At 36.7% G+C, this 23,373-nt stretch carries 21 protein-coding genes; 5 read left to right on the forward strand and 16 right to left on the reverse strand.

What is annotated here, in order from left to right; translation table 11 throughout:
• Genes dsbC through sohB form a run of 3 tightly spaced genes read right to left on the reverse strand, consistent with a single transcriptional unit; the run spans nt 1 to nt 2,747 of the window.
• The gene (dsbC, locus tag JMI89_RS03145; RefSeq protein WP_187756286.1) at nt 1-711 is read right to left on the reverse strand and encodes a bifunctional protein-disulfide isomerase/oxidoreductase DsbC; all 711 of its coding nucleotides are present in this window, start codon (nt 709-711) and stop codon (nt 1-3) included.
• 41 nt (nt 712-752) lie between these two features.
• Nucleotides 753-1,652: a site-specific tyrosine recombinase XerD gene (gene xerD, locus JMI89_RS03150; RefSeq protein ID WP_370633707.1), complete on the reverse strand. Its 900-nt coding sequence runs from the start codon at nt 1,650-1,652 to the stop codon at nt 753-755.
• 21 nt (nt 1,653-1,673) lie between these two features.
• Nucleotides 1,674-2,747, reverse strand: a complete 1,074-nt coding sequence (gene sohB, locus JMI89_RS03155) for a protease SohB (protein ID WP_187756284.1) — start codon at nt 2,745-2,747, stop codon at nt 1,674-1,676.
• 353 nt (nt 2,748-3,100) lie between these two features.
• Here sohB and JMI89_RS03160 point away from each other — a divergent pair, with 353 nt between their 5' ends.
• Together JMI89_RS03160 and JMI89_RS03165 are read left to right on the forward strand one after the other, a co-directional pair.
• Nucleotides 3,101-4,813 carry a formate--tetrahydrofolate ligase gene (locus JMI89_RS03160; protein WP_220679318.1) on the forward strand — a complete coding sequence of 571 codons (1,713 nt, stop codon included), beginning with the start codon at nt 3,101-3,103 and terminating at the stop codon, nt 4,811-4,813.
• A complete protein-coding gene (locus JMI89_RS03165) occupies nt 4,813-5,187 on the forward strand; it encodes an RnfABCDGE type electron transport complex subunit B (protein ID WP_187756282.1) in 375 nt (124 codons plus the stop codon). Before JMI89_RS03160 ends, JMI89_RS03165 begins: the two co-directional genes overlap by 1 nt.
• Nucleotides 5,188-5,269: 82 nt before the next feature.
• On the opposite strand, the gene JMI89_RS03170 is transcribed toward JMI89_RS03165, so the two are convergent.
• From JMI89_RS03170 to hemE, 3 genes are all read right to left on the reverse strand, one after another.
• Nucleotides 5,270-5,542, reverse strand: a complete 273-nt coding sequence (locus JMI89_RS03170) for an HU family DNA-binding protein (protein WP_187756281.1) — start codon at nt 5,540-5,542, stop codon at nt 5,270-5,272.
• A 168-nt stretch (nt 5,543-5,710) separates the two neighbouring features.
• Nucleotides 5,711-6,304: a YjaG family protein gene (locus tag JMI89_RS03175; protein ID WP_187756280.1), complete on the reverse strand. Its 594-nt coding sequence runs from the start codon at nt 6,302-6,304 to the stop codon at nt 5,711-5,713.
• Between the two features lie 23 nt (nt 6,305-6,327).
• Nucleotides 6,328-7,389 carry a uroporphyrinogen decarboxylase gene (gene hemE / locus JMI89_RS03180; protein WP_187756424.1) on the reverse strand — a complete coding sequence of 354 codons (1,062 nt, stop codon included), beginning with the start codon at nt 7,387-7,389 and terminating at the stop codon, nt 6,328-6,330.
• Between the two features lie 225 nt (nt 7,390-7,614).
• On the opposite strand from hemE, the gene glmU reads away from it, so the two are divergent.
• The 3 genes from glmU to argA all read left to right on the forward strand — a co-directional run bounded on the left by glmU (nt 7,615) and on the right by argA (nt 12,354).
• The gene (glmU, locus tag JMI89_RS03185) at nt 7,615-8,982 is read left to right on the forward strand and encodes a bifunctional UDP-N-acetylglucosamine diphosphorylase/glucosamine-1-phosphate N-acetyltransferase GlmU (protein ID WP_220679320.1); all 1,368 of its coding nucleotides are present in this window, start codon (nt 7,615-7,617) and stop codon (nt 8,980-8,982) included.
• A 20-nt stretch (nt 8,983-9,002) separates the two neighbouring features.
• Entirely contained in the window at nt 9,003-10,847 is a 1,845-nt protein-coding gene (gene glmS / locus JMI89_RS03190) for a glutamine--fructose-6-phosphate transaminase (isomerizing) (protein WP_220679321.1), read from the forward strand.
• Nucleotides 10,848-11,016: 169 nt separating this feature from the next.
• Nucleotides 11,017-12,354, forward strand: coding sequence for an amino-acid N-acetyltransferase (gene argA, locus JMI89_RS03195; protein ID WP_187756277.1), 1,338 nt, complete (start codon nt 11,017-11,019; stop codon nt 12,352-12,354).
• Nucleotides 12,355-12,386: 32 nt separating this feature from the next.
• On the opposite strand, the gene lysS is transcribed toward argA, so the two are convergent.
• The 10 genes from lysS to JMI89_RS03245 all read right to left on the reverse strand — a co-directional run bounded on the left by lysS (nt 12,387) and on the right by JMI89_RS03245 (nt 23,360).
• A complete protein-coding gene (lysS, locus tag JMI89_RS03200; RefSeq protein WP_370633700.1) occupies nt 12,387-13,907 on the reverse strand; it encodes a lysine--tRNA ligase in 1,521 nt (506 codons plus the stop codon).
• A 21-nt stretch (nt 13,908-13,928) separates the two neighbouring features.
• Nucleotides 13,929-15,027 (reverse strand): peptide chain release factor 2 gene (gene prfB, locus JMI89_RS03205; protein WP_187756275.1). Its coding sequence is split into 2 segments (ribosomal slippage): nt 13,929-14,951 and nt 14,953-15,027, totalling 1,098 coding nucleotides; the frame shifts between segments, so codons are not numbered across the junction.
• A 216-nt stretch (nt 15,028-15,243) separates the two neighbouring features.
• Nucleotides 15,244-16,917, reverse strand: a complete 1,674-nt coding sequence (asnB, locus tag JMI89_RS03210) for an asparagine synthase B (protein ID WP_187756274.1) — start codon at nt 16,915-16,917, stop codon at nt 15,244-15,246.
• 213 nt (nt 16,918-17,130) lie between these two features.
• Entirely contained in the window at nt 17,131-17,475 is a 345-nt protein-coding gene (locus tag JMI89_RS03215) for a YdbL family protein (RefSeq protein WP_220679323.1), read from the reverse strand.
• A 144-nt stretch (nt 17,476-17,619) separates the two neighbouring features.
• Nucleotides 17,620-17,805 (reverse strand): YnbE family lipoprotein, encoded by a 186-nt coding sequence (locus JMI89_RS03220; RefSeq protein WP_220679324.1) that lies wholly within the window; start codon nt 17,803-17,805, stop codon nt 17,620-17,622.
• A 14-nt stretch (nt 17,806-17,819) separates the two neighbouring features.
• Nucleotides 17,820-19,418, reverse strand: a complete 1,599-nt coding sequence (locus tag JMI89_RS03225) for a YdbH domain-containing protein (protein WP_220679325.1) — start codon at nt 19,416-19,418, stop codon at nt 17,820-17,822.
• 57 nt (nt 19,419-19,475) lie between these two features.
• The gene (gene gltX, locus JMI89_RS03230) at nt 19,476-20,906 is read right to left on the reverse strand and encodes a glutamate--tRNA ligase (protein ID WP_220679326.1); all 1,431 of its coding nucleotides are present in this window, start codon (nt 20,904-20,906) and stop codon (nt 19,476-19,478) included.
• Between the two features lie 120 nt (nt 20,907-21,026).
• Nucleotides 21,027-21,302, reverse strand: coding sequence for a GNAT family N-acetyltransferase (locus JMI89_RS03235; protein ID WP_187756269.1), 276 nt, complete (start codon nt 21,300-21,302; stop codon nt 21,027-21,029).
• 112 nt (nt 21,303-21,414) lie between these two features.
• Nucleotides 21,415-22,377, reverse strand: a complete 963-nt coding sequence (gene pfkA / locus JMI89_RS03240) for a 6-phosphofructokinase (RefSeq protein WP_187756268.1) — start codon at nt 22,375-22,377, stop codon at nt 21,415-21,417.
• Nucleotides 22,378-22,451: 74 nt separating this feature from the next.
• Nucleotides 22,452-23,360, reverse strand: coding sequence for a cation diffusion facilitator family transporter (locus JMI89_RS03245; protein WP_220679327.1), 909 nt, complete (start codon nt 23,358-23,360; stop codon nt 22,452-22,454).
• Between the last annotated feature and the right edge of the window lie 13 nt (nt 23,361-23,373).

Here is a 23,373-nt window from a genome sequence, read left to right on the forward strand (position 1 = left end):
TTAATTAGTGTTATTGAGTATCTTTAATAAAGTTTCTGCTGGGACATAACCGGAAAGAACTTCTCCAGATGGCAGTATAATTGCAGGCGTGCCTGAAATACCAATCTGATGACCAACCTTATATTGCATTTCTACATAGGGTACAAGACTTGAAGCTGGGGAGATAGTACCTCCTTTATACGCATTATCAAATGCTGCTTTACGATCTTTGGCACTCCAAATGGATTGCATATCTTTTGCTATTGGGGAATCTAAGCCTTGTCTTGGAAAAGCAAAATAGTGGATCGTAATACCGGCATCAAGGTAACTATCAATCTCGTTATGAAGTTTTTTACAATAGGTGCATGTATAATCCGTAAAGACAGAAATAACAAATTTTTCATTTTTGGCTTTGTATACAATCGCATCCTTATCGATGGAAGCAACTAATCGTGCATAATTGGCATTGGCAATATCTTTTGCTCGGCCACCTTCAATATTATAAATCGGACCTTGGGTGATAAATTTGCCGTCATCAGTCGTATAAAAAATAGCATCAGGTGTCGTCACCATTTTGAGTGACTTTATTTCTGATTGTTCGATTCGAAGCTGTTTTGAGTTATAGCCCATTTTATCAAACGTAGCTAAAATGTCATCATCGCTCGCTTGTGCGACACTTACAGTAGCGCCAATGCTAATAAGTATTGTTAATGTAGAAAAAATTTTTTTCATTTAGTCTGTCCTGTGATTAATATCTTAATAAATAAAAATAGTTATGCTCTTGGATGAAATTTTTGATGTAATTGTTTTAAACGTTCCGTTGCTACATGAGTATAAATTTGCGTTGTTGATAAACTACTATGACCTAACAACATTTGTACAACTCGTAGATCCGCTCCGTGATTAAGCAAATGCGTGGCAAATGCATGGCGTAATACATGAGGAGATAATGCATTAATATCAATGTTGGCTAGTATGGCATAATATTTGATTCGATGCCAGAACGTCTGACGTGTCATTGCTGTCCCTAAGCGGCTAGGAAATAAGATATCACTTGGTTTATATTTGAGTAACTCATCGCGACTATATTTTAAATAGTACTCAAGCCAATAAATTGCTTCTTCTCCCAATGGTACTAATCGTTCTTTATTACCTTTACCAATAATCCGGATTACACCTTGATTTAAACTCATATCATTTAATTGTAAACCGACTAATTCAGAAACACGTAAGCCCGTGGCATAAAGTAATTCCAACATGGCTTTATCTCGAATTTCCAATCTATCTTCAGTATTAGGTGCTTGTAATAACGCTTCTACCTGTGATTCAGTTAAATCTTTAGGTAAATTTTTCGGTAATTTAGGTGATGATAAAGCGGCTGAAGGATCATCAATACGATAATTTTCACGATATAAATATTGATAAAATTGTTTGATGGCACTAAGTAGACGTGCTGAACTACTGGCTTTATAGCCTTGGGTCACTCTTTGTAATAAAAAATCTTGTAAGTGCGCCATTTGCGCCGTTAATAATGTCACATTTAATTTATGTAATACATTACTCAGTGCCTGTAAATCTAGACGATAAGATTGAATAGTATTATCTGCCAAACTTTTTTCTAACCAAAGAGAATCCAGAAACTGTTCTAACAATACATTATCTTGTGACATAATTAACGGTTATTCCTGTGATAATTAATATATGGTACGACTATTTCTAAACAATAGCCGTTCGATACCACTCACGATATTTTTAGTTAATCGATCAGTAAGTTTTTTACGGCGATGATATTTAACACTCATAATTTTGTAATTTTCTAATAATGATAATATTACATCATCACTAGTATTGATTTCATCAATGAGACCTTTATCTTTTGCTTGTACTGCAAACCAATGTTCTCCAGTTGCTACTTCTTCAATATTAACATTAGGGCGATTTTCAGCCACAAAATCCTTAAATAGTAAATGTGTTTCTTCCAACTCTTGCTGGAATTTTTGACGACCTGCTTCAGTGTTTTCACCAAACATCGTCAAAGTACGTTTATATTGTCCGGCAGTTTGTAATTCAATATCGATATCATTTTTTTTCAATAACCGATGAAAGTTAGGTATTTGCGCTACCACGCCTATTGAGCCAATAATGGCAAATGGTGCAGCAATAATTTCATTGGCTGTGCAAGCCATCATGTAGCCACCACTAGCGGCAACTTTATCAACAACCGCAGTAAGATGAATATCGCGTTGGCGAAAACGTAATAATTGAGATGCCGCCAAACCATAACCATGTACGACGCCGCCAGGGCTTTCTAGTTTTAGTATTACTTTATCTTCTGGTTTAACAACGGATAAAACGGCGGTTACTTCCTGTCGTAAATCTTCTACTTCATGAGCATCGATGCTGCCATTAAAACTCAATACATAACAATTAGGTTTACAAACGGTAGAATCCACATTTTTTGTTTGTTCCTCTTGCCCTGCGAGATTATCAGTTTTGGTTTTTAATGCTTGCTTCTGTTGTTTTTTTTCTTCTTTACGTATCTTTTTTTGTTGCTTGTTGTATTCCTTGTTAGCAAAATCATCCATAGTACTTAGTAGCATCGTTTCTTTAATATCGCGATATTCTTCGGTTAAATCTTTAATTTCCAAGCTACCAGAAGGGGCAGATTTTTTGCGTTGTACCAAAATAAACAGTAAGATCGTTATAATTGCGATAACAATCGTGACTGTTTCGGCAAGAAATACTAAATATTGAGAAAGCCATTCCATAATTAATCTATCCTTCTTTTTAAATGCAATAAAATAGTTTATATCAAGATAAGTTGATACTGATATTTTGTTCAAAATAGGCTAAGTTAAGCTTATTTATTATATTCAATGTATTTTAGTAGTGAAATAAAGCTAATATAGCAAATTTACGTTATTCTTGCCGAATTTACATGCTTTTTACTTTATCCTGTGTTATAAAAATAAGATTATTAAACGACATTAGGTTACCCTATTTCTAAGAATATTGGTTAGTGTATCATATGTTAAAATCATGTCTTTATTCAATAAAGTAATTTTATTATACTAACAGCCCGATATACACGGTATTATAACAAAACAATGAGACGCTCATTATGACAACAACAAGCCAGTTACTACCAATTAGCCAGATTGCACAGCATTATCAAATTCATGATGACTATTTAATCCCCCATGGCAAATATGTTGCTAAAATTGATTTATCTATCATTAAGGCCAATCAAAATAAGGAACAAGGTAAACTCGTACTTGTTACGGCGATTACACCCACCCCTTTAGGTGAAGGGAAAACCGTTAATACGATAGGTTTAAGTGAAGGTTTGAACTATATTGGTAAAAAAGCGATTGCCTGTATTCGGCAACCGAGTTTAGGACCAGTATTTGGTGTGAAAGGGGGGGCTGCTGGTGGCGGCCAGGCCGAAGTATTACCAATGGAAACCTTAAATCTTCACTTAACTGGTGATATTCATGCCATCACAGCTGCTCATGATTTGGCCTCTGCTGCAATCGATTCACGGTTGTATCATGAAGAGCGTTTAGGTGATGAATTTACAGCCAAAACAGGCTTAGCCCGACTTAATTTTGATAAAGAACGTATTATTTGGAAACGTGTGATTGATCATAATGATCGTGCTTTGCGTCATGTTACCGTTGGTGTTGGTGGCGGCGTTAATGGCATTGAACGCCGCGATGGTTTTGAAATTACCGCTGCATCCGAACTTATGGCAATTTTAGCATTAGCCAACGATTTACAAGATATGCGTAAACGTATTGGTAATATTATTCTTGCTTATAACACGGATGGTAATGTCATCACCGCTGAAGATTTAGAAGTTGCAGGAGCGATGACGGTTTTATTAAAAGAAGCGATTAACCCAAATCTAATGCAAACCATTGAAAATACACCAGCATTGATCCATGCAGGTCCATTTGCTAATATCGCTCATGGTAATTCTTCGGTGTTAGCCGATCGAATTGCATTACCATTAGCCGATTATGTGATTACTGAAGCCGGTTTTGGTTCTGATATGGGGATGGAGAAATTTTTTAACATCAAATATCGCCAATCGGGTATAGCGCCATCTTGTGTAGTTTTAGTGGCGACAGTAAGAAGTTTAAAATCTAACAGTGGTAAATTCAATATAAAACCAGGACAACCGATTCCCAAAGAGATTACTGAATCAAATGTTGAGCTGTTAGAAATTGGTGCTGCAAATTTAGCATGGCATATTCAAAATGCAAAAAGTTATGGTATGCCGGTCATTGTGGCAATTAATCGCTTCCCACATGATAGTGAAGAAGAGTTAGCATTTTTACAGCAGTATGCGCTGGCACATGGCGCATTTGCTTGTGAATTGAGTGAAGTTTTCATCAAAGGTGGGAAAGGTGCTGAAAAACTGGCACAACATGTGGTTAAAGCATGTGAAATGGAAAGTAAGGTAATATTACCTTATCAGGATGATGATAAGTTAATTGTAAAAATAGAAAAATTAGCGCAAAAATATGGTGCTAGTAAAGTTAATTTGGCTGAGCAGGCATTAAAAGATATACAGGATATTGAAAATTTACACTTAGATCATTTACCATTGTGCGTGGCGAAAACGCCAATGTCGATCAGTGCTGATCCGGCATTAAAAAATGTACCGACTAATTTTGAAATTGATATTAGTCATTTGGCCATTTCTGCTGGAGCCGGTTTTATTCGGGTTTATGCTGGTAATATCATGACGATGCCTGGATTAGGAACCAATCCAGCTTACCGCCAAATTGATATTGATGAAAATGGTAATATAGTTGGTTTAAGTTAATGACAACCGTTTTAACCGCTTACATTGATGAACACAATTGTATTGGTTGTGGTAAATGCGTACGTGTTTGCCCAACTGACGCAATTGTTGGCGCTAGACACTTGCTACATACCGTTATTCCGCAATATTGTACGTCGTGTGAGGAATGTATTAATGCTTGCCCCACTAATTGCATAAACTTACAGACACCTCAGATAGCAATGTCGAAGTATGCTGAAAATCAGTTAAAAATGAAGAAACAACGCCGATTAATGACTAAATCGTCAATCTTAGCAAGTTCTGCAACTTCTTCGGTAAGTAGTATACCCGTCGCACGTAAGCAATTGGTTGCAGATGCCATTGCGCGTGTTAAAGCGCGGCGAAGTCAGTCCTAATTCAAGTAGTTTATAAAAAAAGACCTGCCTAATGGCAGGTCTTTTCGTATACAGAATTAAAATAACTTATTATTTAATCCTATTATTTAACTGCGTCTTTAAGACCTTTACCTGCTACGAATGCTGGAACAGTGGTAGCAGCAATTTTGATTTCTTTACCGGTTTTAGGGTTACGACCAGTGCGTGCTTTACGGCTGTTTACTTTAAAAGTACCGAAACCAACTAATTGAACCGAATCACCTTTTTCAAGGCTTTCTGTGATCGCAGTTAAAGTCGCTTCAAGCGCATTTTTAGCTGCAACTTTTGTAATGTTTGCTTTAGCTGCAATAGCGTCGACAAGTTCTGTTTTGTTCATGGACATATCCTTACACAATAATTTATAGTTGAAAAGAGAAGTTAAACACAACATAATGCATAACTTCAAGTAAAGCACATATTGATAATCCTATTCAATTTAGACTATATTTAAATAAGATTAAAGTAGAATTTATCAAAATCGTTGAAAATGATTGCATCTTTACAGTTAATCGCCTAAAAAAACACCGATATTACTTATTTGTTCTTCGCGTAAATCTTCTTTCAATCCTTTTATTAACGTTATATTTTTATTAATTTCGCTTTTTTTTATGATTCGAAAGATTTCCCATTGGATATCTAATTCATCTAGGATGGCCGGCAATGTTTTTATTTCATCCATAGATAATTGTTTATCGATTTTAATCATTTCTAATTCTGCAATCGTTTTAAGTGATAATTGGCTAACTGATACCGCACATTCTGCAAAATCACTACTTAAATAAGCATGAATTAATTCGCTTAATGCTTGGCATGCATCAATAGCTGGATAAATACTATAAATATTTTCATCTTCAATCGTTGGAATAATATGTTCTAATTTTTCTAATTGATTATCGAAATTAATTTTAGCATTTTTAACTATTAGTGATTCCCAAACTAAATCGAGTATATTTTTGTAGATTTTATGATCGCCACTGCCCGTTTGTTGACAATAAAAAGCAAAATTAGGATACATTCTTTCGCACAGACATACCATAAATAAGGAAAGTTGTGGTTGTGATAATTTTTCTAAACGTAAGTGAATAGGATTTTCAATCATGTTATAAACCTTTAAATCAATAGTTATTTGGCAGATTTTTGATGAACGGCATTAATGAGTATTTCAACGCTTTCCGTTGGGGTATCTTGATTAATGCCATGACCAAGATTGAAGATATGACCGTTATACGGCCCATATTCTTTAAGTACCAAATCGACATTTTTCTCAATGGTATGACGATTACCATATAACACGGTTGGATCCAGATTACCTTGTATTGCAATTTTTTCTTTTGGTAGGGTACTTAAATCTACCGTCCAATCCACACCTATCGCATCACAACCGGATTGGCTTATAAGGTCAAACCATAGCCCTCCTCCTTTTGTAAATAACGTGACAGGGACATAATCAGTCGAGAAGGTATGCTGACGTTGACCACGTTGCAATTGAGAAATGATTTTACTCATATAATGCAGTGAAAATTCACGATAGCTGGAATGACTTAATACTCCACCCCAAGAATCAAAAATCATAATGGACTGGGCTCCGGCCTTAATCTGAGCATTTAGATAAAGGGCTATACTGTCACTGAGTTTATCAAGCAACTGATGTAATGACGATGGATCGCTATATAACATTTTTTTGATTTTGGTAAACGTCTTACTACTCCCTCCTTCAACCATGTAAGTTGCTAAAGTCCAAGGGCTACCAGCAAAGCCAATCAACGGAATTTTACGTTTTAATTCATACTTAGCTTGCCGAATCGCTGCCATAACATAACCTAATTCTATCTCAGGATCTGGAATGGCTAACTGTTTGATGTCATTAGATGTATTAATCGTTGTTTTGAATTTTGGTCCTTCGCCATGTTGAAAATATAATCCCAATCCCATAGCATCAGGAATGGTTAAAATATCAGAAAAGATAATCGCAGCGTCAAGATCATAACGACGTATTGGTTGTAAGGTTGCTTCGCAAGCTAGTTCTGGTGTTTTACATAGGGTCATAAAATCGCCGGCTTGGGCTCGTAATTGTCGATATTCTGGTAGATAACGTCCAGCCTGACGCATCATCCAAAGCGGTGTGTAATCGACAGGTTGACACTGCAAAGCACGAAGGTAGCGATCATTTTGTAATGGCATGATATTTCCTAAAATACCGATAATTAACAATTGAGATTTATTATAGCATTAATCATCGCGGTTGTAGTTGGGATCGTAATTTATCACGATTTATCTTTTAAACGCATAATCAAATGCAAAGGTAAACTTATTTCACAATAAAAATTAAATTTTAACATGCCGATTAAGATTGTTAACGACAATATCTTTTATTATAGTAATCACAATTTTTTTAGCTTGGTTATCATTATGTCTCATTTAAGTTCTGTTATTTTAGCAGCGGGTAAAGGAACCCGTATGTATTCTAACCTACCTAAAGTTTTACATAGAATTGGTCATAAAACCATGTTACAGCATGTTATTGATACGGTGCTCCAGTTAGGTTCAGATCGTCTCTATGTGGTTTATGGTCATGGTAAAACACAATTAGAGCAAGCCCTACAGCATCAACCAGTACAATTAGTTTTACAAGAACAGCAATTAGGCACCGGCCATGCTGTACAGCAAACGATACCTTATATTAACGATGATGAAGACATTCTAATCTTATATGCTGATACACCGTTAATATCGAAACAAACTTTAGAAGCTTTAATTGCTAATAAACCTCAAGATGGTATTTCGTTACTGACCGTTGTATTAGATGACCCAACTGGTTATGGTCGAATCGTTCGCGAAAAGGGCGAGGTTGTTGCCATTGTTGAGCAAAAAGATGCAACAAAACAGCAGCAGTCCATTAAGGAAGTGAATACCGGTATTATGTTAGTGCCTGGAAAGCTATTAAAACACTGGCTAGCTAAAATCAATAATCATAATGCACAACAAGAATTTTATCTTACCGATATTATTGGGATGGCTCATCAAGAAGGGCGACCAATTGTTGCAACGCATCCACAATACATATATGAAGTAGCGGGTGTAAATAACCGATTACAACTAGCGGAATTAGAACGAACTCATCAACAGCATAGGGCTAATCAACTGCTGTTAGCCGGTGTAACATTGCTTGATCCTAGTCGTTTTGATTTACGCGGCGAGCTCATTCATGGAAAGGATGTAACGATTGATTGCAATGTAATCATTGAAGGGAAAGTGGAACTGGGTAATCAAGTTTATATTGGCGCTGGATGTATATTAAAAGATTGTGTGATTGGCGATAACAGCATTATTAGTCCGTATACAGTGATTGAGGGCAGTTCACTAGCCAGCCATTGTACTGTTGGTCCTTTTGCAAGATTGCGACCAGGTAGCCAATTAGAGAATCAAGCCCACGTCGGTAATTTTGTTGAATTAAAAAAAGCACATTTGGGACAAAATAGTAAGGTCGGTCATTTATCATATTTAGGAGATAGTGAAATAGGTTCAACAGTAAATATTGGTGCCGGAACCATTACCTGTAATTATGATGGTGCTAATAAATTCCAAACCATTATTGGTAATGATGTGTTTGTTGGCTCTGATACTCAACTTATTGCACCCGTTACGGTAGGCAATGGAGCAACGATTGCTGCTGGTACAACGGTGACCAGTAATGTTGGTGAAAATGAATTGGTCGTCAGTCGAGTTAAACAAAAACATATTACTAATTGGAAACGACCAACAAAAAATGCCAAATAGATAAATTTTGAGGAACGGTTATGTGTGGTATTGTCGGTGCGATTGCACAACAAGATGTAGTTAATATTCTATTAGCAGGATTAAAACGGCTAGAGTATCGTGGCTATGATTCAGCAGGTTTAGCGATTATCACCTCTCATGGGTCACAACCATTGTCACTACAAAGATTAAGGCGCGTTGGTAAAGTCAAGGCTTTAGAAGATGCGATAGAACATAATCCGATTGAGGGAAGTATTGGTATTGCCCACACACGTTGGGCTACTCATGGTCAACCAAGTGAATATAACGCCCATCCACATGTTTCAGGTTTTATTAGCATTGTTCATAATGGTATAATTGAAAACTATCAATCTTTGCGAACTCAATTGATTGAAAAGGGATATCAATTTTGTTCAGAAACCGATTCTGAAGTTATCGCTCATCTTATTCATGATATTATTCTGCAAACAAATTGTTCGTTATTTGAGGCAGTAAAAAAAGCATTACCGCAATTGCGTGGTGCCTATGGCATTGTGATTATGGATAGTCGTGCTCCTAATCGGTTAGTGGCAGCACGTTGCGGCAGTCCATTAGTCATTGGTTTAGGTCATGGTGAAAATTTTATCGCGTCTGATCAATTAGCATTATTGCCTCTTACTCAACAATTTATCTTTCTTGAAGACGGTGATATTGCTGAAATTGGTTGTGATACGATTGATATTGTCGATAAAGCAGGCCAACGGGTGCAGCGTACGGTATTAGAATCGAATATGCAGTATGATGCGGGTGATAAAGGCGGTTATCAACATTATATGGAAAAAGAGATTTTTGAACAGCCAATCGCCATTAAAAATACCTTAACAGGCCGTATTCAAAATGGCTCAATTCATTTTGATGAACTTGGTGAATATGCTGATACGATTTTTAATCAGTTAGAACATATTCAAATTGTTGCTTGTGGTACGGCTTATCATGCAGGACTTGTAGCACGTTACTGGTTTGAATCGTTGGCAAAGATACCTTGTGATGTTGAAATTGCATCGGAATATCGTTATCGAAATCCAGCAAAACGATCTAATAGCCTCTTCATTACGTTATCACAATCGGGTGAAACTGCGGATACTTTAGCGGCACTGCGCTTAGCAAAGCAGATTGGTTATATTAATACATTGGCTATCTGTAACGTTGCAGCATCGACATTAGTAAGAGAGGCTGATTTAGTCTTATTAACTAAAGCCGGAACAGAAATTGGTGTAGCGTCTACAAAAGCATTTACCACCCAATTGACTGTATTATTAATGCTAGTTGCCAAAGTTTGCCAAGTAAAAAAGAGATTAGCGACAATTGAACAATCAATTGTGCAAGCATTACAAATCCTCCCAAATCGAATTGAACAAGTATTAATGTTCGCTCATCAGATAAAGAAATTAGCTGAACAATTTGCTGATAAACATCATGCGTTATTTTTAGGGCGTGGTGATGAATATCCGATTGCGTTAGAAGGAGCCTTAAAGTTAAAAGAAACTTCCTATATTCATGCTGAAGCGTATGCAGCAGGTGAATTAAAACATGGTCCTCTGGCATTGATCGATAACCAAATGCCGATTATTGTTGTGGCTCCATTTAACGATTTATTAGCAAAACTCAAGTCAAATATCGAAGAAGTTAAAGCCAGAAACGGACAGTTATATATATTTACGACAGATGCTGCTGATTTTGTTAGCGAAGCAAACTTTGAGGTTATGGTATTACCACCGGTTGAAACACTGACGGCGGCAATTTATTATACTGTTCCGATGCAGTTACTGGCTTATTACGTAGCTGTAAATAAAGGTACTGATGTTGATCGGCCACGTAATTTGGCTAAATCAGTCACTGTTGAGTAACTTTATTTGCTTAATTTAGGATTTTAAAATCCATGAACTACCTATGAATAAAATGCAAGATGTTATCGTTTTAGATATTATTTGATTAATCGCTTAAAGTACTTGCGAATTTTATCAAAATAAATAAAAATACAAAATTATTGCATAATTATTCATATTGGTGGCTGAAATGAAAGAACGAACAACTGAACTTGTCCAGGGTTTGCGGCACTCTGTTCCTTATATTAATGCGCATCAGGGCAAAACGTTCGTGATTTTGCTAACTGGCGCAACATTAAAAAGTCATACTTATGCTAGTATCATTAATGATATTGGATTATTGCATAGTTTGGGCATTAAATTAGTGATTGTTAATGGTGCACGTAATCAAATTGATGAAGCCTTAAAAATTCAAAATATTGTCCCTAGGTATCACAAATATACACGTATTACTGATGCTAAAACCCTTGATATAATTAAACAAGTTACCGGTTTATTGCAGCTGAATATAATTGGTAGTTTATCAATGTGTTTGAATAATACCCCTTTACAAGGGGCACATATTAACGTTATAAGTGGTAATTTTGTAATTGCTCAACCATTAGGGGTTGATGATGGTATTGATTATTGTCATACCGGTCGTATTCGGCGAATTAACAGTGACGGTATCAATAACCAATTAAATGCTGGATCCATTGTTTTATTAGGACCTGTTGGGGTTTCGGTCACTGGCGAGAGTTTTAATTTAGCGTCAGAAGATGTTGCTGCAGAAGTGGCTATTAAGCTTAAAGCCGATAAGCTGATCAGTTTTTGTAGTGAGCAAGGTGTGCTTAATGAATCCGGACAAGTGATTACGGATCTCTACCCTGCGGATGCTGAACGCTATGTAAATGATAAAGAGCAACAAGGCAAACATCTTTCCAGTGATGCTCGCTTCTTACAGGCAGCAGCAAGGGCATGTCGCAATGGTGTGCATCGTAGTCATTTAGTGAGTTATTTGGTTGACGGTTCCATTTTGCAAGAACTTTTTTCACGCGACGGCATTGGTACCCAAGTGGCAATGGAACGTTCTGAAAAGGCCCGCAATGCTAATATTAATGATATCGGTGGGATTTTGGAACTGATTCGTCCTTTAGAAGAGCAAGGGATTTTAGTTCGTCGTTCCCGCGAACAACTTGAAATTGAGATTGACAAGTTTACTATTATTGAACGCGACAATATGACAATCGGTTGTGCTGCGCTGTATCCTTATTTTGATGAAGGTATGGCAGAAATGGCTTGTGTAGCGATTCATCCTGAGTATCGTAATTCTGCGCGTGGCGATATGTTATTAGCTATGTTGGTTGAAAAAGCCCAAAAAATGGGATTAAAAAAATTATTTGTATTAACTACGCGTAGTATTCACTGGTTTAGAGAGAAAGGCTTTGTTCCGGCAGAAGTTGATGATTTACCGATAAAAAAGAAACAGTTGTACAATTTTCAACGTAACTCAAAAATCCTTATTTTAGATTTGGATGGGGATGAGTAGCCATCCACCTTTAAGGTGATGGCTAACGGGGGTTATTTGGTTGGACGCATCGCTGGGAATAAAATGACATCACGAATAGTATGACTATTCGTAAATAACATTACGGTTCGGTCAATACCAATACCTAATCCGGCAGTTGGTGGCAAGCCATGTTCTAATGCGGTCACGTAATCTTCATCGAAGAACATCGCTTCATCATCGCCAGCATCTTTTTGGCGAACTTGTTCAGCAAAACGTTCGGCTTGATCTTCGGCATCGTTGAGTTCTGAAAAACCGTTACCGATTTCACGACCACCGATAAAGAATTCAAATCGATCTGTGACTTCAGAATTTATGTCATTACGACGAGCAAGTGGCGAAACTTCGGCTGGATATTCAGTGATAAATGTTGGCTGAATTAAGTTAGCCTCTGCCACTTCTTCAAAAATTTCTGTTACAACTCGGCCTAATCCCCAACCTTTTTCGACTTCAATACCTACAGCTTTAGCAATCGTACATGCTTTATCAAAATCATCTAAATCAGCGTTATTGGTTTCTGGACGATAATGACAAATAGCTTCACGCATCGTCATTTTGATAAATGGTTGCCCAAAGTCAAAGGTGTATTCACCATATTGCACAACAGCAGAACCGGTTACAGCAATGGCTAAACGACGAAATAGTGATTCAGTGATAGTAATTAAATCTTTATAATCGGCATAAGCCATATAAAGTTCCATCATAGTGAATTCAGGATTATGGCGTGGTGATACTCCTTCATTACGGAAATTACGGTTAATTTCATAAACCCGTTCAAATCCACCAACGACTAAACGCTTTAGGTAAAGCTCTGGTGCGATCCGTAGATACATATCTAAATCCAGGGCATTGTGGTGAGTAATGAATGGTTTTGCTGATGCGCCACCAGGAATCACTTGCATCATCGGTGTTTCTACTTCCATAAACTGCATTTCATTCATAAATTGACGAATTTCAGAAACAATTTGTGACCGAGCCCTAAAGGTTTTACGTGATTCTTCATTGGTGATTAAATCTAAATAACGTTGACGATAACGGGTTTCTTGATCGGCTAGCCCGTGGAATTTATCGGGTAGTGGGCGCAATGCTTTAGTTAATAAACGGATTTCTTCACAGTGAATAGATAATTCACCTGTCTTGGTTTTAAACAGGTATCCTTTAGCTGCGATAATATCGCCTAAATCCCATTTTTTAAATTGTTCATTATAAAGCCCTTCTGGTAAATCATCGCGAGTTACATATAACTGGATTTGACCTCCAACATCTTGTAATGAGACAAATGATGCTTTACCCATGATTCGGCGCATCATCATACGCCCGGCAACGGCAACTTGAATTTTATTTTCAATTAGTGCTTCGTTAGTCTTTTCGTCATATTTTTGATGTAGTTCATTTGAAATCGCATCTCGACGAAAATCATTTGGGAATGCGATACCATTTTCACGAATTTGCACTAATTTTTCACGACGAGCGACTAATTCGTTATTGAGATCTTCCATACTAGTATTAACTTGATCTTGTTGCTGTGTTGACATGCTTGTTACCTTATAAACTGTTTATAGTCCCGCTTTTAAGCTTTTTTCAATAAATTGATCTAAATCGCCATCGAGAACGGCCTGAGTGTTACGTGTTTCAACGCCCGTACGCAAATCTTTAATTCGTGAATCATCAAGTACATACGAACGAATTTGGCTACCCCAGCCAATATCAGATTTGTTTTCTTCCATTTGCTGCCTTTCAGCATTTTTCTTTTGCATTTCCAGTTCATACAATTTTGCTTTTAACTGCTTCATTGCTTGATCTTTATTGCTGTGTTGCGAACGGTTATTTTGGCATTGCGTCACAATTCCTGTTGGAATATGCGTAATACGTACCGCAGATTCGGTACGGTTAATATGCTGACCACCTGCTCCCGATGCTCGGTAAACATCGATACGTAAATCGGCAGGATTGATTTCAATATCAATATTATCATCCACTTCTGGGTAAACAAATACCGATGCAAATGAAGTATGCCGACGATTGCCAGAATCAAATGGACTTTTACGTACTAAACGATGGACCCCTGTTTCGGTTCGTAACCAGCCAAATGCATAATCCCCGGCTACGCGGATCGTGGCAGATTTTATCCCGGCAACATCGCCATCTGAAACTTCCATTACTTCAGTAGTAAAGCCTTTTGCCTCAGCCCAACGTAAATACATCCGTAATAGCATTTCAGCCCAATCTTGCGCTTCGGTGCCACCTGAGCCCGATTGAATATCTAAATAACAATCGGCACTGTCATAATCACCAGAGAACATCCGATGAAATTCCAATTTATCTAGTTTGCTTTCTAGTTGTTGCAACTCAGATTGCGTTTCATTGAAGGTATCAAGATCATCGGCTTCAACGGCTAATTCTAATAACCCTTCAACATCATCTAGACCTTGCATTAAGGTATCGATGGTATTAATAATGGTTTCTAATGCGACCCGTTCTTTGCCAAGCGATTGAGCTTTTTCTGGATTAGTCCAAACGTCCGCCTGTTCGAGTTCGCCATTAACTTCTTCAAGACGCTCTTTCTTCGTTTCATAGTCAAAGATACCCCCGTATAGCGGCGGTTCTCTCAATAAGTTCTGCGATTTTATTCCTGACTGGGTTTATTTCAAACATGATTTTTAAGTTAAAATCTGATAATTAAATAATAGCGAAACATTTTAGCGGAATAATGCCTAAATTAGCAATAAAATTAAAACGGTTAAATGAAATTTAATGATATGGATTATAAAACGCTATCTAGATCCAACAAAAGATAAAGATAATAGTCTTCTTACAATGAAAATGGTGGCAAAATGCCACCATTTTTAACCGATTACAAAAAATTAATGGTTATTTCTTATAGGCATCATTATGTACACCTACAGCCGCACGACCCGATGGGTCGTTTAGATTTTTAAATGACTCATCCCATTCAATAGCTTTAGCGGTCGAACAAGCAACAGTTGGACCACCTGGTACACAGTGTGCGGCACTTTCAACTGGGAATAATTCATCGAAAATCTCCCGATACATATACGCTTCTTTGCTAGCTGGCGTATTATATGGGAAACGGAATTTAGCATTTTCTAATTGCTGATCAGTAATCTTAGTTTCGGCAATCTCTTTTAACGTATCAATCCAACTGTAACCAACACCATCCGAGAATTGCTCCTTCTGACGCCAAATAACAGAAGCCGGTAAGTAAGATTCAAATGCTTCACGTACGATATGCTTTTCCATTTTACCATTGCTACCGCACATTTTATCCTGTGGATTGATGCGCATTGCTACATCGAGGAATTTTTTATCTAAGAATGGTACACGTGCTTCCACGCCCCAAGCCGCCATAGCTTTATTTGCCCGAGCACAATCATACATATGTAGCGCAGCTAATTTACGTACGGTTTCTTCATGAAATTCTTTTGCATTTGGCGCTTTATGAAAATACAAATAACCGCCAAATACTTCGTCAGCACCTTCACCAGACAACACCATTTTGATGCCCATTGCTTTGATTTTTCTTGCCATTAAATACATCGGCGTAGAAGCTCGGATCGTTGTGACGTCATAGGTTTCAATGAAATAAATTACGTCGCGTATCGCATCAATACCTTCTTGAATAGTGAAGTTAATTTCATGATGAACCGTACCTAAATGATCAGCAACGGCTTGTGCCGCTTTAAGATCTGGCGCACCTTTCAAACCAACAGCAAAAGAATGTAGTTGCGGCCACCATGCTTCTGTTTTTTCATGATCTTCAACACGACGCGCAGAGAATTTTTTGGTAATCGCCGAAATTACCGAAGAATCTAATCCGCCTGATAATAACACACCATAAGGTACATCAGACATAAGGTGGCTTTTGACAGACTCTTCTAAAGCAATACGTAGTGCATTAATATCCGTTTTATTATCTTTTACATTTTCGTAATCCATCCAATCGCGCTGATAATACGTTTTGATTTCCCCTTCAGTACTTGATAGATAACATCCTGGTGGGAAGGCTTCGATTGTTTTACAAACAGGCACTAACGCTTTCATTTCTGAAGCAACATAAAAAGTACCATTTTCATCATAGCCCATATACATTGGGATAATACCGATATGATCACGACCAATAAAATAACTGTTGTTATTAATATCGTAAAGGATAAAGGCGAACATACCTTGTAATTCATCAAGACCATGGATCCCTTTTTCTTGGTAAAGGGCTAAAATTACTTCACAGTCAGAACCAGTTTGAAACTCGTAACGATCTTTGTACTGATTTCGGAGTTCTTGATGATTATAAATTTCGCCATTAACCGCTAATACTAAGGTTTTGTCTTTATTATAAAGGGGTTGCGCACCTGTATTCACATCGACAATTGATAGACGTTCATGAGCAAGGATAGCTTTATCTGAGGCAAAAATACCAGACCAATCTGGACCACGATGACGCATTAAGCTTGAAAGTTCGAGTGCTTTCGTTCGTAGTGCTTGTGGATCTGATTTTATATCAAGGATACCAAGAATCGAACACATTGAGTTTCTCCATTTAAAATCGCATAAGCGATACTATTTTTATATAAAAAACGATATGAAAAATTAATCTTATTTTAATTAGTCTTACCACTTATCATTTTAATGAGTAAATACCAAAATAAACAGCATACACATTATTTATAAACAATTAAAGTATAAAGTCATGATACTTTTACTTTTGTTACAAAAATTACATACTTACTTATTACAATATTACTTTTTTTCCCATTGACCTTGTTGTTTTATATATTGTCCTACTGGGGTTTTTTCTTGCGCTTTACTACCCGCTCTATTTTCAACTTCATTTAGGGGAACATTCGTTTCGGCAGAAACTTTTTGGTATTCTTGTTTACGAGCTTGATTGATTAACTGCACAATTTCACTGGCGTTAGCTTCATCTCTCACTACGCCTAAGTAGCCATCAGCTTGTTCACCAACTAATCCATTTACTTTAGCTTGACCAAGTACGTTAATCGCTTGCTCTAAATTTAATGCAAACACCGGAAAAGATAAAGCAGCTGTTAAAAATACGATAGTAAATTTTTTATAGATAGTCATAATAACCTCTTTAATAAATACTTTATATTGAATTAACATTAAAGTGAGCTAAAAATTTTATTTAATTGTTAATGTTCATTACATCTAGGTTTATCAATTTATTTTTTAATCAGTCAATTGATGTTAGTTAGATTATTTTATTCATTAATATAAACCTGATTTATTAATTATATTATCCAATGCTTTATCTACTTTTATGTTAATTTCATGATCGATTTTGACATTTAAATTAATATTAATCGGTTCACTCGGTGCCTGAACTTTTACTGTTGGTGAGCAGCCGATTAATATGCTACTCATTACTATGACAGCAATCACATTCCGTATCATAAAAGAGCCTCTGGTTATTTTAAACGTGACTCAATTCGTTTTCGAATTGGTTCACTAATTTGGTCTGATAATAATAAACTGGTCATTAGTTTAGCAATATTCTCTTCTAGCGTAATATTAAAATTGACTGCTTTACCATTTTCTACGTCAGAATTACTGCCTTGAATGTTAAGACCTAATTTGGCAATATCATTTGCATAATCCACTTTACTGGTTAACTTAGTATAATGAAAATTTTTAAGAATATCAGTGAGTATTTTCATCTTTGGATTATTTTTTACATAATCTTTTAAAGCTGGATTTTCGAACTGTAAATAACCTTGATTAGTGGAAGTTAATTGGCCATTTTTGATTAAAAGATGAAAAGTGGTTTTCCCTTTGTTTTTAACTTCACTTAATGTGATGGGTAATGTGCCATCTATTGCACCATTACCTACCAGACCTTCAACAGGATATTTAGCTAAAATATCTTTTAATTGTATCTGGGTTAGATTTAGATTAACTTGTTGAGGTAATTTAGCTAAATCCAATTTGCCTTTATCAAGAAATATCTTGCCAGAAAAAATGGTTGCTTGTGCGTTTTTCCATACAACTATGCCTTTTTCAGGCGCCGTTAAAATTGAAGAATAAGCGCCTGCAAATTTTATTTTTTCAAAAATAACTCCAACATTCATTTCTTGAATATTGATACTCGGGGTCGAAATAGATAATTGATTGTTCTTGACCGACAGATTCATGTTACCTGTAACTGATTTAATTTCACTGTTTTTATATATCGCATTTAGTTTATTTATTGCTAGTTGTGCCGTCGCTGACAGTTGATTATTTTTAAATGGAATTGATGATTCAATCTGAAAGCTTAACTTACTGATTAAATTACTAAGAATAACGTCGTCAGAAATATTGACTTTTGCTAGATTAATTGCTGCAGTATCTAAGTTGGTTAAGATGATTCGATTGCCCGTAATTGAACCGGTAAACGGTAAATTTAAATGACCATTTTGTATGCCAAATTGATTGATCGTGGTTGTTAAAATACCATTATGAATCTCTAAGCGTGAATCCATCTCATTAAAAGCGATTATCGCTGATAGGTTAGCCGAATATTGCGTATTAGTTGATACATTGAGTAGTATTGATTCTAGTTGTTTTTCTAGAGTAACTTTTATATCCAATAATGGTTTATCTTGTTGATAAAATCGTAAAGAATGAATATTTATGGTGTTAGGTAACCAGTGAAGTATTGATGAAACAAGTTGGGTATCAAATGTAAATTGATTAGGATTTTTATCTTCACGTCTAAGTTCTTTTTCTGCCGTATTGGCTATTTTATGCGTTTCATCAGATAGCCAGTGGATATCAATATTTTCTGCTGATAAATTCGACCAAGAAATGTGTAACTCTTTGACGGTTAACGATAACATTGAAGACTGAGATACGGTCAGATCTGTAAAGGATAAACCGTTAAAACCTACACTGATGCCCTGCCAATTAATCGTTAGTTGATATTTTTGCTTAAAAGACAACCAGTACTGCCAGCCAAATAAGCTCAACAATATGATGATAAGTAAAAGACTCAGTGAAATCCAATAACGTTTTTTTAAACGAGTCATATCAGCTTTCAAAATTGTAAAGTTTATTGCCGAAAATGACCCGGCAATAAAATTATATTACGCTTGTGCCTGCTCTCGCGCTGCAATGTAAGCCAATGCTTTATCAATTCTTGCTAATGTGCGTTTTTTACCTATGGCAAAAACTGTGGCATCAACAGATGGCGATTGACCCAGTCCCGTTACGGCAACACGTAATGGCATGCCAACTTTCCCCATGCCGACACCCAGTTCATCAGCAGTTGTTTGAATAACTTGGTGAATTTTTTGAATTTCCCAATCGAAATCAGCAATTGCTGTGACTTTAGCTTTAATAACTTCTAACGGTTCTTTTGCCACTGGGCGAAGATGCTTTTTCGCTGCATCGGCATCAAAATCCCTAAAATCTTGATAACAATAGTGACATGATTCGGCCATCTCTTTCAGGGTTTTACAGCGTTCACCAAATAATTTAATAATCGTAATGAGATCAGGTCCTTGATTTAAATCATAGCCGTGTTTGTCCATATGCCATACTAAATGTTGTGCAACATAATCAGCATCTAAGTGGTTAATATAATGATGATTTAACCATAATAATTTTTCAGTATTAAAGGCACTTGCTGAACGGCTAACCGCATCAAGCGTGAAATATTCGATCATTTCAGGAATGTTAAAGATTTCTTGATCGCCATGTGACCACCCCAAGCGTACTAAATAATTAAGTAGTGCTTCGGGTAAGTAACCATCATCACGATATTGCATTACGCTCACTGCACCATGACGTTTAGATAATTTTTGCCCATCATCACCTAAAATCATTGAGACGTGCCCATATTGTGGTAATGGGGCACCAAGAGCTTTAAGAATGTTAATTTGACGTGGGGTATTGTTGATATGATCTTCACCCCGAATGACATGAGTGATTTCCATATCCCAATCATCTACGACAACACAAAAATTGTAGGTTGGTGAACCATCAGTGCGACGAATAATTAAATCATCTAATTCTTTATTGGCGATTTCGATTGGACCACGAATGAGATCGTTAAATATTACTACGCCATCAATTGGATTGGCAAAACGTACTACATGTGGTTCATTGCTGGAATGATTTTTTTGGACGCTATCACAACGGCAACGACCATCATAGCGAGCTTTTTCGCCATGAGCCATTTGTTCTTCGCGTAATTTTTCTAAGCGTTCTTTTGAACAATAGCAACGGTATGCACTGCCGTCGACTAACATTTGGTCAATGACTTGATTGTAGCGATCGAAACGTTTTGTTTGATAATAAGGACCTTCATCCCAAGACAGTTGTAACCAATTCATACCTTCCATAATGGCTTCAATAGCTTCAGGCGTAGAGCGTTCCAAATCTGTGTCTTCAATGCGTAATACGAAAGTACCGTTAGCATGACGGGAATAGAGCCAAGAATAAAGTGCCGTGCGCGCACCGCCAACATGTAAATAGCCAGTTGGGCTTGGGGCAAAGCGAGTTTTTACTTTCATGAAATAGTTCCTGCTACTTAATAAAGCGATAATGGGCTATTTTAGCATGCTCAAGTAATTGAGCAATAAAAGACGGTAAAGAAAAATTAGCCGTCTTAAGGAAATGATTTAAGACCTAAATTAGGCTTTGATTGTTTGGAGCTGCGCGTCGCGCTCAAACTTTTTCACTGCATAAGAACAAACGGGTACAACTTTACGTTTTTGTTTACGCATCTCTTCAATCACTAAGTCGAACAGTCGATCCGCAATACCTTGCCCACGATAGTTGACATTAACAAAAGTATGATCGATTGATGCTTTATCATGGCCGATTAATGTATATGTAATTTCGGCAATATCTTCACCACCATCAGGATTAGGGACATAGAAACGATTTTCGCCAGCTAAGAATTGCATAATGCTTTCTCCTTGTTTGATCATAATGGATAACATTATTTAAAAGTGGATTAAAAACCCACTTTTTAAAATAAGGTGAAGAGTCAAGTAGCCATTTATTTACAATGAATACTTAGAATAAACGTTTCGCTGTATTGAATAGATCCATATCAAATGGGCGTTTCATATTGTTAATGGCATCGATAATATCATGATGAACTAATTTACCATGTTGAATACCGATACAACGTCCACCGTGTCCTTGTTGTAATAATTCTACTGCATAAGCCCCCATTCTGGAGCCTAAAATACGGTCATAAGGTACTGGTGAACCGCCACGTTGAACGTGACCTAGTACAGTTGCTCGAGTTTCATGACCGACTGCTGCTTCAATATCTTTAGCTAATTGGTTAACATCCAGCATCAATTCAGTGACTGCTACGATGGCATGTTTTTTACCTTTAGCAAAACCAAGTTTAATCTCTTCAATTAAATCGTCTTTAGTACACGTTACTTCAGGGATAATCATGAACTCACAACCACCCGCAACAGCCGCATTTAAGGTCAAGTCACCACAATCGCGTCCCATAATTTCAATTACAGAAATACGATGATGCGATGAACACGTATCACGCAGGCGATCGATAGCTTCTACTGCAGTCTGTAGAGCAGTGAAATAACCGATAGTATAGTCAGTACCACGAATATCGTTGTCAATGGTGCCTGGTAGTCCGATACAAGGGAAGCCTTCTTCTGTCAAACGCATCGCTCCCATATATGAACCATCACCGCCGATTACAACTAAGGCGTCAATCCCATTTTTCTTAAGATTTTCGATGGCGACTTGACGAGTTTCTTTTTCTTTAAAAGCAGGGAATCGGGCTGATCCTAAGAATGTTCCACCACGATTAATGACATCTGATACGCTATAGCGTTCAAGCCGTTTAATTCTGTTTTCGTATAAACCTAGATAACCGTCCTCAATGCCATACACTTCTAATCCTTCGGATAATGCTGTTCGTACAACCCCACGAATCGCTGCATTCATACCTGGAGCATCACCACCACTTGTTAGTACACCTATTTTTTTTATCATACTTAAGTACCTTTAATGTTTCGATTAGTAAATATTATAGAAGTATAAACACTCACTCACAATAGAAAAAAATGTCAGTTAATTAAATTTTCGAATGTCGCTTTCTCTTTTGATATGACTGAAAGTGGATCTTGATGAACAATGACCTCAGCTGGTGCAAATTTATTTGCAATCATTTTTTCGAGTTTATCGGCAATTGCATGTGCTTTGACTAATGGCATTAAATCATCTAATTCAATATGTAATTGAACAAATGTTATTGGACCTGAGCGACGAGTTTTAATTTCATGTACGCCGTGAATCTCTTTTAAGGACAAGGCTAATTCAACGATGGCTTGATTATCGGCTTGCGGTAGTGCTTTATCAAGTAGATCTTGCAGTGCATGGATGGTAATTTTTATAGCGTGCAAGAAAATATAACAGCCAATGATTAATGCTAAAACGCCATCAGCATAATCAATACCCAACCAAGTTAAGCATAAAGCAAAAATGACAGCAATATTAATGAGTAAATCGGCAGAATAATGGAGCATATCGGCTTTAATCGCATTACTGTTAGTTAGTTTAATGACATAACGTTGATAAATTACCAGCATTAAGGTTAATATGGCAGAAACCGCTGAAATAATAATACCTACCATAGGGGAGTTAACAGTAGCGGGATGGATTAATAATTTAACACTATTTATCAAAAGAAAAATTACTGAGCCTATAATAAAAGCACTTTGTGCCAATGCAGCTAGTGATTCTGCTTTACCATGACCAAAGCAATGATCATGATCAGGTGGTTTCAAAGCGTAACGAATTAAGATAAAATTTAATCCAGATGCCAAAAAATCCATTGTAGAATCAAATAATGAAACTAATAAGCTAAATGAGCCCGTTATCCACCAAGTAGCAGATTTAATTGCAATTAAAAATAGCGCGAAGAATAATGAAAAGGTTGTGGATCGTTTAACAAGTTTATCATAGGTAGAATTCATTAATTTCTCTTTG

Source organism: Frischella sp. Ac48 (genome assembly GCF_019641635.1).
GTDB lineage: Bacteria > Pseudomonadota > Gammaproteobacteria > Enterobacterales > Orbaceae > Frischella > Frischella japonica.

Excerpts from the sequence above, each read along its gene's own strand:
- gltX (WP_220679326.1), bottom strand. The coding sequence starts at position 20,906 with ATGAAAGTAAAAACTCGCTTTGCCCCAAGCCCAACTGGCTATTTACAT.
- JMI89_RS03235 (WP_187756269.1), bottom strand. The coding sequence starts at position 21,302 with ATGCAATTCTTAGCTGGCGAAAATCGTTTCTATGTCCCTAATCCTGAT.
- JMI89_RS03165 (WP_187756282.1), top strand. The coding sequence starts at position 4,813 with ATGACAACCGTTTTAACCGCTTACATTGATGAACACAATTGTATTGGT.
- sohB (WP_187756284.1), bottom strand. The coding sequence starts at position 2,747 with ATGGAATGGCTTTCTCAATATTTAGTATTTCTTGCCGAAACAGTCACG.
- dsbC (WP_187756286.1), bottom strand. The coding sequence starts at position 711 with ATGAAAAAAATTTTTTCTACATTAACAATACTTATTAGCATTGGCGCT.
- JMI89_RS03220 (WP_220679324.1), bottom strand. The coding sequence starts at position 17,805 with ATGATACGGAATGTGATTGCTGTCATAGTAATGAGTAGCATATTAATC.
- pfkA (WP_187756268.1), bottom strand. The coding sequence starts at position 22,377 with ATGATAAAAAAAATAGGTGTACTAACAAGTGGTGGTGATGCTCCAGGT.
- JMI89_RS03215 (WP_220679323.1), bottom strand. The coding sequence starts at position 17,475 with ATGACTATCTATAAAAAATTTACTATCGTATTTTTAACAGCTGCTTTA.
- lysS (WP_370633700.1), bottom strand. The coding sequence starts at position 13,907 with ATGTCAACACAGCAACAAGATCAAGTTAATACTAGTATGGAAGATCTC.
- JMI89_RS03175 (WP_187756280.1), bottom strand. The coding sequence starts at position 6,304 with ATGATTGAAAATCCTATTCACTTACGTTTAGAAAAATTATCACAACCA.
- asnB (WP_187756274.1), bottom strand. The coding sequence starts at position 16,917 with ATGTGTTCGATTCTTGGTATCCTTGATATAAAATCAGATCCACAAGCA.
- glmU (WP_220679320.1), top strand. The coding sequence starts at position 7,615 with ATGTCTCATTTAAGTTCTGTTATTTTAGCAGCGGGTAAAGGAACCCGT.
- JMI89_RS03160 (WP_220679318.1), top strand. The coding sequence starts at position 3,101 with ATGACAACAACAAGCCAGTTACTACCAATTAGCCAGATTGCACAGCAT.
- JMI89_RS03245 (WP_220679327.1), bottom strand. The coding sequence starts at position 23,360 with ATGAATTCTACCTATGATAAACTTGTTAAACGATCCACAACCTTTTCA.
- argA (WP_187756277.1), top strand. The coding sequence starts at position 11,017 with ATGAAAGAACGAACAACTGAACTTGTCCAGGGTTTGCGGCACTCTGTT.
- glmS (WP_220679321.1), top strand. The coding sequence starts at position 9,003 with ATGTGTGGTATTGTCGGTGCGATTGCACAACAAGATGTAGTTAATATT.
- JMI89_RS03225 (WP_220679325.1), bottom strand. The coding sequence starts at position 19,418 with ATGACTCGTTTAAAAAAACGTTATTGGATTTCACTGAGTCTTTTACTT.
- JMI89_RS03170 (WP_187756281.1), bottom strand. The coding sequence starts at position 5,542 with ATGAACAAAACAGAACTTGTCGACGCTATTGCAGCTAAAGCAAACATT.